The sequence below is a fragment of the Halopseudomonas sp. Lyrl_26 genome, from assembly GCF_051948695.1.
Lineage (GTDB): Bacteria > Pseudomonadota > Gammaproteobacteria > Pseudomonadales > Pseudomonadaceae > Halopseudomonas > Halopseudomonas formosensis.
The window spans coordinates 100,473-115,339 of record NZ_JAYJLH010000007.1 but is presented as its reverse complement, the minus strand read 5'-3'; the positions used below and the strand labels follow the sequence as shown (position 1 = coordinate 115,339).

At 64.3% G+C, this 14,867-nt stretch carries 17 protein-coding genes; 12 read left to right on the top strand and 5 right to left on the bottom strand.

The annotated features are described in order from the left end of the window. Positions 1–350: 350 nt before the first annotated feature. Together VF673_RS10790 and yaaA are read left to right on the top strand one after the other, a co-directional pair. Positions 351–1,733, top strand: coding sequence for a PhoH family protein (locus VF673_RS10790; protein WP_090535917.1), 1,383 nt, complete (start codon positions 351–353; stop codon positions 1,731–1,733). Between the two features lie 137 nt (positions 1,734–1,870). Next, complete coding sequence (yaaA, locus tag VF673_RS10785) at positions 1,871–2,647, top strand: peroxide stress protein YaaA (protein WP_440291934.1); 777 nt, start codon at positions 1,871–1,873, stop codon at positions 2,645–2,647. A gap of 18 nt (positions 2,648–2,665) precedes the next feature. On the opposite strand, the gene VF673_RS10780 is transcribed toward yaaA, so the two are convergent. Beyond that, positions 2,666–3,541, bottom strand: coding sequence for an alpha/beta fold hydrolase (locus VF673_RS10780; protein ID WP_440291941.1), 876 nt, complete (start codon positions 3,539–3,541; stop codon positions 2,666–2,668). Between the two features lie 95 nt (positions 3,542–3,636). On the opposite strand from VF673_RS10780, the gene VF673_RS10775 reads away from it, so the two are divergent. Then, complete coding sequence (locus VF673_RS10775) at positions 3,637–4,377, top strand: Crp/Fnr family transcriptional regulator (RefSeq protein WP_273128321.1); 741 nt, start codon at positions 3,637–3,639, stop codon at positions 4,375–4,377. A gap of 584 nt (positions 4,378–4,961) precedes the next feature. On the opposite strand, the gene VF673_RS10770 is transcribed toward VF673_RS10775, so the two are convergent. Further along, entirely contained in the window at positions 4,962–5,414 is a 453-nt protein-coding gene (locus tag VF673_RS10770; protein WP_440291933.1) for a flavodoxin domain-containing protein, read from the bottom strand. A gap of 133 nt (positions 5,415–5,547) precedes the next feature. Between VF673_RS10770 and folM the strand changes: the two genes are divergently transcribed. Genes folM through VF673_RS10745 form a run of 5 tightly spaced genes read left to right on the top strand, consistent with a single transcriptional unit; the run spans position 5,548 to position 8,052 of the window. After that, complete coding sequence (folM, locus tag VF673_RS10765; RefSeq protein ID WP_440291932.1) at positions 5,548–6,249, top strand: dihydromonapterin reductase; 702 nt, start codon at positions 5,548–5,550, stop codon at positions 6,247–6,249. Between the two features lie 12 nt (positions 6,250–6,261). Further along, the gene (gene folE / locus VF673_RS10760; RefSeq protein ID WP_407046234.1) at positions 6,262–6,831 is read left to right on the top strand and encodes a GTP cyclohydrolase I FolE; all 570 of its coding nucleotides are present in this window, start codon (positions 6,262–6,264) and stop codon (positions 6,829–6,831) included. 1 nt (position 6,832) lies between these two features. After that, positions 6,833–7,204 carry a dihydroneopterin triphosphate 2'-epimerase gene (gene folX, locus VF673_RS10755; RefSeq protein ID WP_090535905.1) on the top strand — a complete coding sequence of 124 codons (372 nt, stop codon included), beginning with the start codon at positions 6,833–6,835 and terminating at the stop codon, positions 7,202–7,204. Positions 7,205–7,214: 10 nt separating this feature from the next. Continuing rightward, positions 7,215–7,556 carry a HopJ type III effector protein gene (locus VF673_RS10750; protein WP_440291931.1) on the top strand — a complete coding sequence of 114 codons (342 nt, stop codon included), beginning with the start codon at positions 7,215–7,217 and terminating at the stop codon, positions 7,554–7,556. Positions 7,557–7,566: 10 nt separating this feature from the next. Further along, on the top strand, positions 7,567–8,052 hold the full coding sequence (locus tag VF673_RS10745; protein ID WP_090535903.1) for an RDD family protein: 486 nt from the start codon (positions 7,567–7,569) through the stop codon (positions 8,050–8,052). A 166-nt stretch (positions 8,053–8,218) separates the two neighbouring features. Here VF673_RS10745 and lptG read toward each other — a convergent pair whose 3' ends face one another. Further along, positions 8,219–9,280 (bottom strand): LPS export ABC transporter permease LptG, encoded by a 1,062-nt coding sequence (gene lptG, locus VF673_RS10740; protein ID WP_273125685.1) that lies wholly within the window; start codon positions 9,278–9,280, stop codon positions 8,219–8,221. Then, positions 9,267–10,370 (bottom strand): LPS export ABC transporter permease LptF, encoded by a 1,104-nt coding sequence (lptF, locus tag VF673_RS10735; RefSeq protein WP_440291930.1) that lies wholly within the window; start codon positions 10,368–10,370, stop codon positions 9,267–9,269. Before lptF ends, lptG begins: the two co-directional genes overlap by 14 nt. A gap of 158 nt (positions 10,371–10,528) precedes the next feature. On the opposite strand from lptF, the gene VF673_RS10730 reads away from it, so the two are divergent. The 3 genes from VF673_RS10730 to VF673_RS10720 all read left to right on the top strand — a co-directional run bounded on the left by VF673_RS10730 (position 10,529) and on the right by VF673_RS10720 (position 13,034). Further along, positions 10,529–12,010, top strand: a complete 1,482-nt coding sequence (locus tag VF673_RS10730) for a leucyl aminopeptidase (RefSeq protein WP_090535900.1) — start codon at positions 10,529–10,531, stop codon at positions 12,008–12,010. A 112-nt stretch (positions 12,011–12,122) separates the two neighbouring features. Further along, positions 12,123–12,554 carry a DNA polymerase III subunit chi gene (locus VF673_RS10725; RefSeq protein WP_440291929.1) on the top strand — a complete coding sequence of 144 codons (432 nt, stop codon included), beginning with the start codon at positions 12,123–12,125 and terminating at the stop codon, positions 12,552–12,554. A gap of 3 nt (positions 12,555–12,557) precedes the next feature. After that, a complete protein-coding gene (locus VF673_RS10720; RefSeq protein ID WP_090535898.1) occupies positions 12,558–13,034 on the top strand; it encodes a hypothetical protein in 477 nt (158 codons plus the stop codon). A 26-nt stretch (positions 13,035–13,060) separates the two neighbouring features. Here VF673_RS10720 and VF673_RS10715 read toward each other — a convergent pair whose 3' ends face one another. Beyond that, positions 13,061–13,315 carry a hypothetical protein gene (locus VF673_RS10715; RefSeq protein ID WP_320331643.1) on the bottom strand — a complete coding sequence of 85 codons (255 nt, stop codon included), beginning with the start codon at positions 13,313–13,315 and terminating at the stop codon, positions 13,061–13,063. Between the two features lie 270 nt (positions 13,316–13,585). Between VF673_RS10715 and VF673_RS10710 the strand changes: the two genes are divergently transcribed. Next, positions 13,586–14,839, top strand: a complete 1,254-nt coding sequence (locus VF673_RS10710; protein WP_440291928.1) for an RNA polymerase sigma factor — start codon at positions 13,586–13,588, stop codon at positions 14,837–14,839. Positions 14,840–14,867: the final 28 nt, after the last annotated feature.

Below are 14,867 nucleotides of genomic sequence, written 5' to 3'. Positions count from 1 at the left end.
CAATGCCCCCCACTCCCGTTCGCCCGGAAACACCGCCCTTCTGGGAACGCCGCCCCCTGGAAACGTCGAGCCCACGGGCCGCGATCGGACTCGATGAAAGAGCCCCCGACAAACTCCGCGGACCAGCCAGTGCTCGTCCCCCCAGGGAAGCCGCGCCATGAGAAATTCAGGCAGTTTGTCTCAGCGCGCTTGAAGCCGTAACACTCTTTGCGCTATACCTCAATCAACCGACCGATGCCTGTCAGTGATCCATTGATACTGTCAGGCAATGTGAGTCGGCCCCGCAGACTGCCAGGAGCAGGTCAGCGCCTGATGCAGTCGTGCATATGGCCATTGCGAGGTAACAGCCCATGGAAGCGTGCGGAGCGACCCGACACACCTTCTACGTTCTCGACACCAACGTCCTCATCCACGACCCCAATGCCCTGCTCAACTTCGAAGAGCACCACGTCATCATCCCGATGACCGTCCTTGAAGAACTCGACAAGCTCAAATCCGGCAAGACCAGCACCGCCGCCGACTGCCGCCAGGCGATCCGACTGATAGACCATACCCTCGCCGATGCACCGCCCGACCTGGTGGAATCCGGGGTCCCCATCCAGCGCGGCAAGGCCGGCCCCAACGGCACCCTTGCCATCCTCATGGACCGCACCCCCACCCCCGCGCACTGCCTGCCCAACGACCTCAACGACAACAAGATCATCAACCAGCTCTGCCAACTCCAGCACCGCCACCCCGAAGACCGCATCGTACTGGTGTCCAAGGACATCAACATGCGCCTGAAGGCACGCGCCTGCGGTATCGATGCCGAGGATTACCACACCGACCAGCTGCTGGATGACATCAACCTGCTCGCCCGGGGTTACCACCAGATCGAGGGCTCCTTCTGGGACCGTGCCAGCCGGGTGGAAACCCGCCAGCTGACCGGGCAGACCCTGCACGACGTGCAGCTGGTCGACAACCTCCCGGCTCTGCACATCAACGACTTCATCCTCGACGAACAGGGCTTCGTCGGCCAGATCAAGGCGGTGGACGGGGTCAATCTGCAGGTGCTGGACATGCATCGCGAGCCGCTGCTGCACCAGGAGGCCTGGGGCCTGCGCCCGCGTGACATCTTCCAGGCACTGGCCATGCATGCGCTGCTCGACCCGGATATCCATCTGGTCAACCTGACCGGCGCTGCGGGCTCGGGCAAGACCATTCTGGCGCTGGCTGCGGCCATCGAGCAGACCATGGTGACCAAGACCTACCGGCGCATCATCGCCACCCGCAGCACCCAGGGGCTGGACGAGGACATCGGTTTTCTGCCGGGCACCGAGAAGGAGAAGATGGAGCCCTGGCTCGGCGCCATCACCGACAACCTGGAAGCCCTGCACATGGATGACGAATGCACGCACAGCAGCGTCGAGTACATCCTCGACCGCGTGCCGCTGCAGTTCAAATCACTGAACTACATCCGCGGGCGCAGTTTCCAGCAGAGCTTCATCCTGATCGACGAGAGCCAGAACCTCACCCCGCACCAGATCAAAACCATCATCACCCGCGCCGGCAACGGCTCCAAGGTGGTCTGTCTGGGCAACCTGGCACAGATCGACACCCCCTACCTGAACGCCACCAGCTCGGGGCTGACCTACCTGACCGAGTGCTTCAAGGACTTCCCCCACGGCGTCCACATCCACCTGCAGGGAGTCCCCCGCTCGATCCTCGCCGAGTACGCGGAAACCCACCTGTAACCCGACACCCTCTCTCCCCTTGCGGGAGAGGGGGCAGGTTTCCCCATCCCCCATGAATTCCCTGTATCACCCCCATTGGGAGCCATACCCGGTTCGGTGCGGCATAATAGACGCAACGAATCAAAGGAGCCCCTGTCATGCTGATGGTGATATCCCCTGCCAAGACCCTGGACTACGAAACCGCGCCGGTGACCGCGCGCCACACCCTGCCCCGCTACCTCGACCACAGCCTCGAGCTGATCAAGGTGCTGCGGGAGAAGTCGCCCCAGGAAATCGGCAAGCTGATGTCCATCTCCGACAAGCTGGCCGCACTGAACGTGGCCCGCTACGGCAGCTGGAGCGAGGAGTTCACCACCGCCAACAGCAAGCAGGCACTGCTGGCCTTCAAGGGTGATGTGTATACCGGATTGCACGCCGAGGATTTCAGTGAAGAGGATTTCGATTTCGCCCAGCAGCATCTGCGCATGCTGTCGGGACTGTACGGCATCCTGCGCCCGCTGGACCTGATGCAACCCTACCGGCTGGAGATGGGTACCAAGCTGGCCAACCCCGGGGGCAAGGACCTGTACAGCTTCTGGGGCGAGGAGCTTACCGAGTGGCTGAACGGGGACCTGGCCGAGCAGGGGGATGACATCCTGCTCAACCTCGCCTCTCAGGAATACTTCGGCGCGGTCAAGCCGAAGGCCCTCAAGGGCCGACTGATCGAGGCGGTATTCAAGGACCAGAAGAACGGTCAATACAAGATCATCAGCTTCCACGCCAAGAAGGCCCGCGGCCTGATGGCGCGCTACGTGATCAAGGAGCGCCTGCGCGATCCCGAAGGCCTGAAGGACTTCAATCTGGAGGGCTATTACTACGACCCGGCCAGCTCCAGCGAGAACACCCTGGTGTTCCTGCGCGACGAGCAGCGCTGAGTCCACGACTGCCCGGCGTCAGAGGCGGTCGCGGAAGTCGAGGTAGTGCCTGAGCACCTGCTCCGGCGCCTCGACCTGCGGGTAATGGCCGATACCCTCCAGCAGTACGGTATCGGCATTGGCGATCAGCTGGTGATAGCGCTCGACCATGTGCGCACCGGAGATGGGGTCCGCCGCCCCGTCGATCACCCGCAGCGGCACAGCGGTCTGCTGCATGGCGCTCACCCAGCGATCCCGGTGTACCGGGCGCTCGGCCATGTAACGGATCAACCGGTGCATCACCGCCGGGCCGTTGTGGGTGATGATCAGGGTCCAGAAGGCGTCCAGCTCCTGCTCGCTGGGCTGGGTGTGCGGGCCGAAGATGCGGCTGAAGGTGCCGGCCATCCGCTCCCGGGAGAAGCGCCGGCCGATCAGAAAACCGATGGGACTCATCAGCAGCTTCTGCAAAAGGACGGGGTGGTGGGTTTCCGGAAACAGCCCGCCGTTGAGAAAACACATGCTCAGCAGCCGAGACTCGCCCTCCCGATCCCGGGCCAGCAGCTCCTGGGCGACACTGTCGCCATAATCATGGGCCAGCACATGGTATTGCTCCACGCCGAGATGGCTGAGCAGCGCCTGCTGGATATCCGCCTGCTCCAGCAGGCTGTAGGCATGGCCCCGCGGTTTGGCGGAGAAGCCGAAGCCGAGCATGTCGCAGGCGATCACCCGGTAACGTTCGGCCAGCGGCTGCCACAGGTAGTGCCAGTCCCAGGCGCCGCTGGGAAAACCATGGATCAGCAGCAGGGGTTCACCGCTGCCGGCCTCCCAGTAGCGCAGCCGGTGCTCGCCGAACATGAAGTCCCGGCCCGCCGCGGCCCACTGCTCGATCGGAATGCCCGCCATCTTTGCCATAATCCAACCCCCAGCCTTGTTATCAGTGTCCCGCCAACCGGTGCCAGCAACAGCCGGATGCGGCATACTGGCCAGCCCAGTTCAGGAGAGTCTAAGGCGTGACTGACGACAGCACTGTCAATCAGCTTACAGTGTCCGCCGGCGTGACCGAGCGGCATGTGGAGTTGCTGCACAGGAATCGCTGGTTCCGCGGCCTTCCGGCGGATGCCATCAGCGAGATGGTCGGCATGGCCCGGCTGCGGCGGCTGGAAGACGGCCAGCGTCTGCATGCCCAGGGTGACCTGCCGGATGGTCTGTATGGCGTCAGCACCGGGGCGATGCGGATCAGCAGCACCGGTGCCGACGGCCGCGAGGCGCTGCTGACCATTCTCAGTCCCGGCAACTGGTTCGGCGAGATATCGCTGTTCGATGGCCTGCCCCGCACCCACGATGCCCACGCCATGGGTCCCACCGAGGTGCTGGTGATCCCGCGCCGGGAGTTCCACCAGCTGCTGGAACGCCGCCCCGAACTGTACCCGCACTTCATGCGCCTGCTGTGCCTGCGCCTGCGCCACTCCTTCAGCATGCTCGAGGACAGCGCCCTGCTGCCCCTGCCCGCACGCCTGGCCAAGCGCCTGCTGATGCATGCCCAGCAGTACAGCGAGCCGGGGCCGGGTGGAGATCGCCTGTCTATCCAGCTGTCCCAGGAAACCCTGGGGCTGATGCTCAACAGTTCACGCCAGAGCATCAACCGCCTGCTGAAACAGTTCGAACAGGCCGGCTGGGTGCAGATCCACTACAGCCAGATCAGCATCCTCGACGAAGCCGCCCTGACCCGGGTCGCCACCGGCAGCCTGTAGAGACTCTGTTAAAGGTCAAGCTTTCATGTGCTCCTCACTGAACACTCGACTTGCTCGGCTTTTCGGAGCGGCGGATGACCATGTCGAATGTCTTGGCAGCGATATCGATTCCAACAGCAATGGTCAAATGAGTTCTCCCTCGGCAGATTTTCGGTCACAATAGTTACCGGTTCCCCGACCTCGTACTTGATGCCGCCTCGACCTTGTCATGCGAAGTCTGGCCAAGCCAGCTTCCGGATACTCTTCGAGGTTGGTAATGAGGCGGGGAGCCACTCTACACACGAGGTCAGTCCAAGCTGCCTCCAGGAGCATACGGCCTCCCCGATAACTGGCGAGCAACCTTATCAGTTGATCTCTGCGTAACATACAAGGAGCCTTCGCCCCGGATGTGGATGACTGCCCGGTTCGCACCGAGGCGGTGCTCCTACAAAAAAACCTCACCCAGCCCCCGCCCCCGTAGGAGCACCCGCCCCGGGTGCGAATGGCTGCCTGCCCGGTTCGCACCGAGGCGGTGCTCCTACAAGAACCTCACCCGTCCCCTGTAGGAGCACCCGCCCCGGGTGCGAAGGGGGCCCGCGTGACTTCTACCCCTTCAACGCCGCCACAAACTCATCCAGCCAGGGCTTGGCATCTTCTTCGGGGGTGACCGTCTCGCTGGCGTCCAGGCGCAGCATGGGCAGCAGCTCCCTGGCCTGCACTTCCAGCAGCAGTTCACGCAGCTGCTCGCCGCCCTGGCAGAAGGTATCGCCGTAGCCGGAGTCGCCCAGGGCAATGACCCCGAAGGGCTTGTCGGTCAGCAGGGGAAAGCGCGATTGCAGCTCGTAGTAGAAGTCCTGGATGCTCGCCGGCAGTTCACCCATGCCGGTGGTCGAGCAGCACGCCAGCAGCGCATCGGCATCGGCGGCCAGCAGCGCGTCTACCGTCACCGGCTTGAGGCGGGTCACCTGCAGGCCCGCCGCGCGGCACCGCTCGGCCGCCATGTCCGCCACTTCGTCGGCGGTACCGAAAACCGATCCACTGAAAATCGCCAGATGCATTGTCACTCCCGTCAGTTCACATGGTGGCCGGCCATTATGCCCGGAAGCGCCGCGGCTGTCCGACCCGGCAGGGCCCCAGCCCGCAGCCGGCATGGTAAGATAGCCGGTCCATGCACCTGACCCTGCCCGGCCAATGACAGAGAAACCGACCATTCTGATTACCGGTGGCGCCCAGCGCATCGGACTGCACTGCGCCCAGCGCCTGGTGGAGGATGGTTACCGGGTGATCATCACCTGCCGGCAGGCTCGCCCGGAGTGGCAGGACAATCCGCTGCAGGGCATCGAGGTGTTGCTGGCTGACTTCTCCAGCGTTGAGGGCATCCGCCGGCTCATCGACACCCTGATCGAGCGCCGTGTGCGCCTGCGGGCGCTGATTCACAACGCCTCGATCTGGCACAACGATGACCAGGGCGCCGACGCGCTGCAGCAAATGTTCATGGTGCACATGCAGGCGCCCTACCTGCTGAACCTGGCCAGCGACCAGCTGTTCGACCCCGTGCAGGTCGGCGACATCATCCATATCAGCGATCATGTGGCCCAGCGTGGCAGCGCCCGGCACATTGCCTACAGTGCCAGCAAGGCCGGGCTGGAAGGTCTGAGCCGCTCCTTCGCGGCCAGACTGGCGCCGCGCATCAAGGTCAACACCATCGCCCCGGCGCTGATCATGTTCAACGAAGGCGATACACCCGAATACCGCGAGAAGGCGCTGGCCAAATCCGCGCTGGGCATCGAGCCCGGCCCCGAGGTTGTCTACCAGTCCATCCGCTATCTCATGGACAACCCCTACGTCACAGGCACCTGCCTCGACCTCAACGGCGGCAGGAACCTCAAATGAACCGACACGAGAATGCCAATGAGCCTTGAAAAGCTGACCAGCAATTACCACGACATCCTCACCAACCTGGGTGAGAATCCCGAACGCGAAGGGCTCAAGGGCACCCCCCAGCGTGCCGCCAAGGCCATGCAGTTTCTCTGTCGCGGCTACCAGCAATCGCTGGAGGAAATCGTCAACGGCGCGCTGTTCGAGTCCTCCAGTGACGAGATGGTGATCGTCAAGAACATCGAGCTCTACTCCCTGTGCGAGCACCACATGCTGCCCTTCATCGGCAAGGCCCATGTGGCCTATCTGCCGGCGGGCAAGGTGATCGGCCTGTCCAAGGTCGCCCGCATCGTCGACATGTTCGCCCGCCGTCTGCAGATTCAGGAGAGCCTGACCCGGCAGATCGCCGAGGCCGTGCAGACGGTCACCGATGCCCGGGGCGTGGCCGTGGTGATCGAGGCCCGACACATGTGCATGATGATGCGCGGCGTGGAGAAGCAGAACTCGTCAATGATGACCTCGGTGATGCTCGGCGCCTTCCGCGAGTCCTTCAACACCCGCCAGGAATTCCTGCAACTGATCGGACGGGACAACTGAGATGCAGCAGCTGCAACCCGGCATGGCGCGGATCAGGATCAAGGACCTGCGCCTGCGCACCTACATCGGCATCAAGGAAGAAGAGATCAACAACCGGCAGGATGTGGTGATCAACGCCACCATCCTCTATCCGGCGGACAACGCGGTGGAGATCAACCAGATCGAGCACGCGCTCAACTACCGGACCATCACCAAGGCGATCATCAGCCATGTGGAAAGCAACCGCTTTGCCCTGCTGGAGCGCCTGACCCAGGAAGTGCTGGATATCGTCATGGACAACGAGCAGGTGCGTTACGCCGAGGTGGAAGTGGACAAGCCCCATGCCCTGCGCTTTTCCGAATCGGTATCCATCACCCTGAGCGCAGCACGCTGAGAGGCCACCCATGACGCTGACTGCCGAGCAATTCAAGTCGCGCCTGGGCACTGCCGAGCACCGCTTCGCCGACACCCTGGCGTTCATCGAACAGCATTACCACTACCGGCCCAGCGGCTTTCACAACGGGCCGCTGTACAACAGCGCGGAGCAGAACCAGGGCTCCTGCCGCCTGCTGGCGATGGCTCAGGATCTCGGGCTGGATACCCAGCAGGCCCTGCATTGCTTTGCCGAGCATTACCAGGCGGTGCTGGGTGATCCGACCGGCAGCGAACACGCCAATATCCGTACCCTGATGCAACACGGCCTGGAAGCGGTACGCTTCGACCGGCCGCCCTTGACCCGACGTTAACGGAGCAGACATGGCCGTCAAGCAACTCCACCCCCAGGGCGACTTTCCCGCCCCCGGCATTTTCCGCCGGGTCGCCAGCGCCTTCTACGACATGATGCTGTGCCTGGCGATGCTCATGGTGCTGACCCTGGTCTACCAGCAGGTCGTGCTGCGGATGATCTATGGCGCCGAGACGCTGGAGGCCATGTCCAACGCCGGTCAGCTGGACCGCGACCCGCTGCTGACGGTGCTGATGGTCCTGGCCATCTACGGCTTCTTCATGCTGTTCTGGACCCTGCGCGGACAGACCCTGGGCATGCAGGCCTGGCGCTTGCGCGTGCAGCAGCCCGACGGCACCTCCATCACCCGCCGTCAGGCGATCAACCGGGTAAGCGTCTCGCTGGTCAGCTGGCTGTGTGGCGGGCTGGGCATCTGGTGGGCGCTGTGGGACAAGCAGTCCCGCACCTGGGCGGATATCGCCTCCGGCACCCGCACCGTGGTACTGCCCAAGACCTGAGCTTGGGGAGAGATTGCTGGACGAGCTGGTGCTCGTCCCCCCCCCGGAACAGCGTCCCCACCCTCCTGCCCGCCCGGAAACGCCCCCCCCCCCTGGGAACGTCGAGCACTAGCTCGATGATGGAGTTCCCGGCAGAATGTGCTCCTCCCTCCCGGGTCCTTTCAGCTCATCCCGCCCGGCGGATCAGCCACATGCCCATCACTACCAGGATGAGGATAGGTGCCACTACCGCGATCAGTGGGGAGAAGCCGAATACCAGACTCGATGGACCCAGCAGGTCCTGGAGGATGCGGAAACTGAAGCCCACCAGCACCCCGGTGAATACCCGCTGGCCGAGCGTTACCGAGCGCAGCGGGCCGAAGATGAAGGAGATGGCGACAAACACCAGCGCCGCCGTGGTCACCGGTTGCAGCAGCTTCTTCCAGAAGGCCAGCCAGTACTGGCTGTTGTTCAGTCCCTGATTGGCCAGATAGCTCTGGTAATGCCATATGCCGCGCAGCGGCAGCACGTCCGGATCCAGCAGCACCACGCGCAGCAGGCTGGGTGACAGGCCGACATCCCAGCGCTGCTGTTCATGTTGTTCGACGCGGCTGGTGCCGTCGTCCTCGAACAGGGTCGCGGCGACCTCCTGCAGCAGCCAGTGCTCCTCTTCCACACTGGCCCGGGTGGCGAAGCTGGTCTCGATCAGCCGGCGCTCGTCGTCGAAGCGGTAGCGGGTGATGCCATGCAGGGTGCCGTTGGGGTGCACCGCGTTGATGTGGATGAAGTCGTTGCCTTCCCGGTGCCACAGGCCCTTGGACTTGACCGCAGAGCCACTGCCCACCGCCAGCGCCCGGCGGCTGTCGGCCAGATTCTCGGTATAGGGCACCACGTATTCGCCCAGCAGCACCCCGGCGATCATCAGCGCCAGCAGCGGCTTGAGCACGGAGCCCATGATGCGCCCGATGGAGACCCCGGAGGCGCGCATGACCGTCAGTTCGGAATTGCTGGCCAGAGTCCCCAGACCGATCAGGCAGCCGACCAGCGCCGCCATCGGCAGCAGGTCATACAGCCTGCGCGGCAGGGTCAGGAACACGTAAAGCAGCGCCTGCAGCGCACCATAGTCCCCTTCCAGGTCCTCCAGCTCACCGATATAGGCGAACAACAGATCCAGCCCGACGATGATCAGCGCCACGGTCAGGACGCTGAGCAGCACAGTAGTGCCGATGTGCCGATCAAGCAGCCGCATGGGCACCCCCTTTCGGACCGGAGGGCGCAGTCAGGGCGCGGAAATTCAGCATCACCCCGATCGCCAGGAACACCAGATGCACCCACCACAGACCGATGGCCGCCGGGGTCTTGCCGGCTTCCATCCAGCCCCGGGCGCTGACCAGCAGCGCCAGGTAGGCCATGTAGAGAATGATCGCCGGAATCAGCTTGAGGAAGCGGCCCTGACGCGGATTGACCCGCGCCAGCGGTACGGCAAAGAAGGCGACGATGGGCACCAGCAGCGGCACCGCCAGGCGCCACTGCAGCTCGGCGCGGTTTTTCAGGTCATCACTGCCCAGCAGCTGGCGGGTCGGCATGGCTTCCCTGTCGGTGATCTCCCGGATCACCTCCGGCTTGGGCAGCAGCACGCCGTAGCGGTCGTACTGGATGGTGCGGAAATCCGCCGAGCCCGGCCGACCGTCATAGCGGTAGCCGTTGTGCAGCACCAGGTAGCGGTTGCCATCGGCAGTCAGTTCCTGACGCCCGCCTTCGGCCACCAGCACGCCGACCGAGGCGTCCTCGCCGGACCCGGTGCGCTCTGCGATGAACACGGTTTCCAGCTCGGTGCGGTCCTCGGACAGACCACCGGCGTAGGTCACCCGCTGGCCGCTGCCCAGGGCCTGGAAGCGTCCTGCGGCCAGGGTATCGAACTCGGTCATGGCGTCCTGTTCATTGAACAGCTGCTGGGTCTTGAGCACGCCCGCCGGTGCCACCCAGAGGCTCAGCCAGGCCACCAGCAGGGCCACCAGCAGCGCCGGGCCCTGGGTATAACCGAGAATCCGGCGGTCGCTGACGCCGGTCGCCGAAAGCACGGCCATTTCACTGTCCAGGTACATGCGTCCGTAGGCCAGCAGGATGCCCAGGAACATGGCCAGGGGCACGATCAGCACCAGGAAGCCGGGCACCCGGAAGGCCATGATGGTGAACAGCACGCCCGGGTCCAGCTGCCCTGCTGCAGCCTGTGCCAGATACTTGATGAAGCGGCCGCTCATGATGATGATCAGCAGCACACCGCTGACCGCAGCCAGCGTGGTCAACACCTCGCGGCTGAGGTATCGGAATACGATCACACTTTGTTTCCTTGAGTCCGGGGCTTTATGGGCCAGCGGGAATAGGCCAGAATGCTGCACAGCACTTCTATGTAGAAATGACTGCTCTCCGCCGCCACAAGCCGGTCGTGATGGGCAGCATTATCGGTCAATCCACCTGATTTGTCTTGGGGAGTACCATGGAGTTCAACGTCAAACACGGCGCACTGGCAACCATCAAAACCGGCTGCCTGGTGGTCGGCATCAGCGAAGCCAAAACCCTCACCGGCCCTGCCGCCGAACTGGATGCCACCAGCGGCGGCCAGATCAGCGCCGCCATCAAGCGCGGCGACATCACCGGTAAATCCGGCCAGAGCCTGATGCTGTTTGCCCTGCCGGGCATCAGTGCCCAGCGGGTACTGCTGGTGGGTACCGGCAAGGACGAGCTGAACGACCGCAGCTTCCGCAAGCTGGTTGCCGGCGTCATCGGTGGCCTGAAGAGCGGCGGCGCCACCGACGCCCTGCTGGCGCTCGCCGCCCTGCCGGTCAAGGACCGCGACCTCTACGCCCGTACCCGCCTGCTGGTGCAGACCACCCGCGAGAGCCTGTATCAGTTCGACCAGTTCAAGAGCAAGAAGGCCGACAAGCCGCGGCTGAAGAAATGCACCCTGTGGACGGCGGACAAGGCCGATGCCGAAATCCTGAAGCGGGCCATCGCCCACGGTCAGGCGATCAGCGACGGCGCCAGCCTGACCCGCGATCTGGGCAACCTGCCGGGCAATGTCTGCACCCCCTCCTATCTGGCCACTCAGGCCAGGGAACTGGCCGAGCAGCACGGGCTGGAAGTGGAAGTGCTGGAGGAGAAGGACATGCAGGCCCTGGGCATGGGCTCGCTGCTGTCGGTCAGCGCCGGCAGCGCTGAACCGGCCAAGCTGATCCGCCTCAGCTACCAGGGCGCCGGCAAGGCCCAGCCCCATGTGCTGGTCGGCAAGGGCATCACCTTCGATACCGGTGGCATCAGCCTCAAGCCCGGTGCCGGCATGGACGAGATGAAGTACGACATGTGCGGTGCCGCCACCGTACTGGGCGTGCTCAAGGCCGTGGCCAGCCTGCAGCTGCCAATCAACCTGACCGGCATCATTGCCGCCGCGGAGAACATGCCGAGCGGCACCGCCACCAAGCCCGGTGACATCGTCACCAGCATGTCCGGCCAGACCATCGAGATCCTCAACACCGACGCCGAAGGCCGTCTGGTGCTGTGCGACGCCCTGACCTACGCCGAGCGCTTCAACCCCGCCAGCGTGGTCGATATCGCCACCCTCACCGGTGCCTGCGTGGTCGCCCTGGGTGCGCATACCACCGGCATCATGGGCAATGACGACACGCTGGTAGCGCAACTGCTGGACGCCGGCCGCCAGGCCGATGACCGTGGCTGGCAGCTGCCGCTGTTCGACGAGTACCAGGAGCAGCTGGACAGCCCCTTCGCCGACATCGCCAACATCGGCGGGCCCAAGGCCGGCACCATCACCGCCGCCTGCTTCCTGTCGCGTTTCACCAAGGCCTATCGCTGGGCGCATATGGATATCGCCGGAACCGCCTGGACCAGCGGCGGCAAGGACAAGGGTGCGACCGGCCGTCCGGTCCCCCTGCTGACCCAGTACCTGCTCAACCAGGCTGGCTGAAGCCCCGCACCCTGACTGCGGGCCAGTACAAGGGCCCGGCACCCCGCCGGACCTTGTGCTCCCGGCCCGCAGCCTGTAGCGTGCAGCTCAAATTCCGTATCCCCGACCTGTCATGACCCGAATCGATTTCTACGTTCTCAACAGCCACAGCAGCAACGCCCGACTGCAGTTTGCCTGCCGGCTGGCGTACAAGGCCTGGCAGCATAACCGCCGGGTCTACCTGCACTGCGGCAGCGAGCAGGAAGCCGAAGAGCTGGACGAACTGCTGTGGTCATTCCGCCCCGATACCTTCCTGCCCCACGCCCTGTACGAATGCCATGGGGACGAGCCGGTGGTCTGTGGCTGGGGTCGCGAACCCGACCCCTACAATGACCTGCTGATCAATCTGAGCAACGAGACGCCCGAGTTCTTCAGCCGCTTCAACCGTCTGGCGGAAATCCTCGTCAATCATGAACCGATCATCGTTCCGGGCCGCGAACGCTTTCGCTTTTACCGCGATCGGGGCTATCCTCTGGACACTCATCAGATACGGATAGCAGGATGAAGCATGAAGCAACGCGAGCCAAAGGACCGGAAAGGCTTGCTGCAGGATCTGGAGTCCATCCGCACTCTGCTGGATGAAGAGCAGCCTGCGCAGACCCTGGACATTCCCCTGCTGGAGGACATCATCACCTCCGGTACCGATCGGCCGGAGCCGGAACCGACTCCACCCCCCACCGCCTCAGCCGAGAAGGCGCCCAATCCCTTTCTTCCCTATGAATCCCTGGCCAAGCTGGCGGGCGAGCGCGTGCAGCTCGAACGCCTGCTGCAACAGAGCCTGAGCCCGACCACGCCCAGCCCGCACACCGGCGCCCGGGAGGTGAGGATGGAGGAGCGCCTGCATGCCGATGCGCAGCTGATCATGCAGGACGTGATCGACGAGATACTGCCCCTGATCGAGGCGGAGCTGCGCAAGCGACTGAACGGCCGCTTGCAGCAACTGGTGGAGGAACAACTGGACCGGGAGGGGAGCGCCGGTCTCTGATGCCGGGCACTCCCCTTCCCCGCGGGTCAGTCCTCGTGGGGCGGCTCGCCCAGCAACTCGAGCGCCTCACCCAGTACCGCAACGGACTCCGCATGGCGTCCGGCCTCATGCAGATCCTCCCCTTCGGCACGCAGCTCCTGCACCCGCGCCAGCACCTCCTCATCCGCCGGCGGATCGCTTTCCAGAATGGCGTCGATCCGGGCCATGTCCTGGGGACAGTGCATGGCCAGCGCGGTTGAAGCGAACAGCATCGCAAACACAAGCAAACTTAAACGGAACATGACGCAAACTCTCCTGTGGTGGGCTCGTTAACGCATTTTCAGCGTAAGACCATGCAAGGGGGTATCACGGACACGGCTCACAACCTGTGTTCATGACGTTATCCCCTTGGGTTGGTTGACTCCAACATGCTTAAGTTAAGCAGCGATAAATCCACGCACCCGGAAAACGATAAGCGGTACGGCACACAGCCGCTGCGGTGGCGCGCCCCGGCACAGAGTTCTAGGCTCAGTGACGCGGGCCGTGCCCAGCGGCCTCCAGCGGACCGGTCCATGAGCCACAACAGCGTCACCCGGCAGCAGATCGAACAGATCTACCGCGCACAGTCGCGGCGGGTGCTGGCGACCCTGATTCGCCTGCTCAACGACTTCAGCCTGGCCGAGGAGTGCCTGCAGGAGGCCTTCATTGCCGCCCTGGATCAATGGCCCCGAAGCGGCCTGCCGGACCACCCTGCCGCCTGGCTGGTCAGTACCGGGCACCGGCGCGGTATCGATCATATCCGGCGCCAGCAGACCGCTCGCCGTCACGCGCCCTGGCTGACGTCGGAGGAGGCGCTGGCCTTCGATCCGGATGATGCCGCCATCGAGGATGACCTGCTGCGCCTGCTGTTCACCTGCTGCCACCCGGCCCTGGCCACGCAGACGCGGGTTGCCCTGACCCTGCGCGAGATGTGCGGCCTGTCCACCGAACAGATCGCCCGCGCTCTGCTGCAGCAGCCGGCGACGCTGGCCCAGCGCCTGGTGCGCGCCAAACGCAAGATCCGCGATGCCAACATCCCCTACCGGGTGCCCGACAGTGATGAACTGCCCCAGCGGCTGCCGGATGTGTTGCGGGTCATCTACCTGGTGTTCAACGAGGGCTATTCGCGCAGCGAAGGTGAGCAGGTGCAAGATGTGAGCCTGGCCGGCGAAGCCATCCGACTGGCCGAGTCCCTCGCCGCACTGCTGCCCCAAGGGGAGGTCTTCGGCCTGTTGGCACTGATGCTGTTGCAACACTCCCGCCGTGATGCCCGGCAGGATGCCACTGGCGAGCTGATCACCCTGGAGCAGCAGGACCGGCGGCTGTGGCATCGGGACGAGATCGACCAGGGCATGGCCTGGCTGACCCGCGCCCTGCCCCTGACGCCGGTAGGGCCTTACACCCTGCAGGCGTCCATCGCCGCTGAACACGCCACCGCCCCCAGCGCCAGCCAGACCAACTGGAAGCGCATAGTGGCGCTCTACGACGCCCTGTACCGCCAGCAGCCCTCAGCCGTCATTGCCCTCAACCGTGCCGTGGCGATTGCCATGCGGGACTCGCCGGCCGCCGGGCTGCAGGAACTGGACCGGCTGAATGTCCGGGCGGTAATCAACTTTCACCTGTATCACGCCGCCCGGGCCGACCTCCTGCGCCGCACCGGCGATATCGACGGAGCCCGGCAGGCCTACCAGCGCGCACTGAGCCTGGCCACCCAGGAACCGGAGCGGCGATTTCTGGCGCGCCAGCTCGAACATCTGGAGGCGCCGGACGACCGTTCGTCGGAGTAAAAAGGTGCTGTCGAGCGCCACTGTCGAT

Coding starts and splice junctions, on each gene's coding strand:
- VF673_RS10790 (WP_090535917.1), top strand. CDS start 351: ATGGAAGCGTGCGGAGCGACCCGACACACCTTCTACGTTCTCGACACC.
- yaaA (WP_440291934.1), top strand. CDS start 1,871: ATGCTGATGGTGATATCCCCTGCCAAGACCCTGGACTACGAAACCGCG.
- VF673_RS10770 (WP_440291933.1), bottom strand. CDS start 5,414: ATGCATCTGGCGATTTTCAGTGGATCGGTTTTCGGTACCGCCGACGAA.
- folM (WP_440291932.1), top strand. CDS start 5,548: ATGACAGAGAAACCGACCATTCTGATTACCGGTGGCGCCCAGCGCATC.
- folE (WP_407046234.1), top strand. CDS start 6,262: ATGCCAATGAGCCTTGAAAAGCTGACCAGCAATTACCACGACATCCTC.
- folX (WP_090535905.1), top strand. CDS start 6,833: ATGCAGCAGCTGCAACCCGGCATGGCGCGGATCAGGATCAAGGACCTG.
- VF673_RS10750 (WP_440291931.1), top strand. CDS start 7,215: ATGACGCTGACTGCCGAGCAATTCAAGTCGCGCCTGGGCACTGCCGAG.
- VF673_RS10745 (WP_090535903.1), top strand. CDS start 7,567: ATGGCCGTCAAGCAACTCCACCCCCAGGGCGACTTTCCCGCCCCCGGC.
- lptG (WP_273125685.1), bottom strand. CDS start 9,280: ATGCGGCTGCTTGATCGGCACATCGGCACTACTGTGCTGCTCAGCGTC.
- VF673_RS10730 (WP_090535900.1), top strand. CDS start 10,529: ATGGAGTTCAACGTCAAACACGGCGCACTGGCAACCATCAAAACCGGC.
- VF673_RS10725 (WP_440291929.1), top strand. CDS start 12,123: ATGACCCGAATCGATTTCTACGTTCTCAACAGCCACAGCAGCAACGCC.
- VF673_RS10720 (WP_090535898.1), top strand. CDS start 12,558: ATGAAGCAACGCGAGCCAAAGGACCGGAAAGGCTTGCTGCAGGATCTG.
- VF673_RS10715 (WP_320331643.1), bottom strand. CDS start 13,315: ATGTTCCGTTTAAGTTTGCTTGTGTTTGCGATGCTGTTCGCTTCAACC.
- VF673_RS10710 (WP_440291928.1), top strand. CDS start 13,586: ATGAGCCACAACAGCGTCACCCGGCAGCAGATCGAACAGATCTACCGC.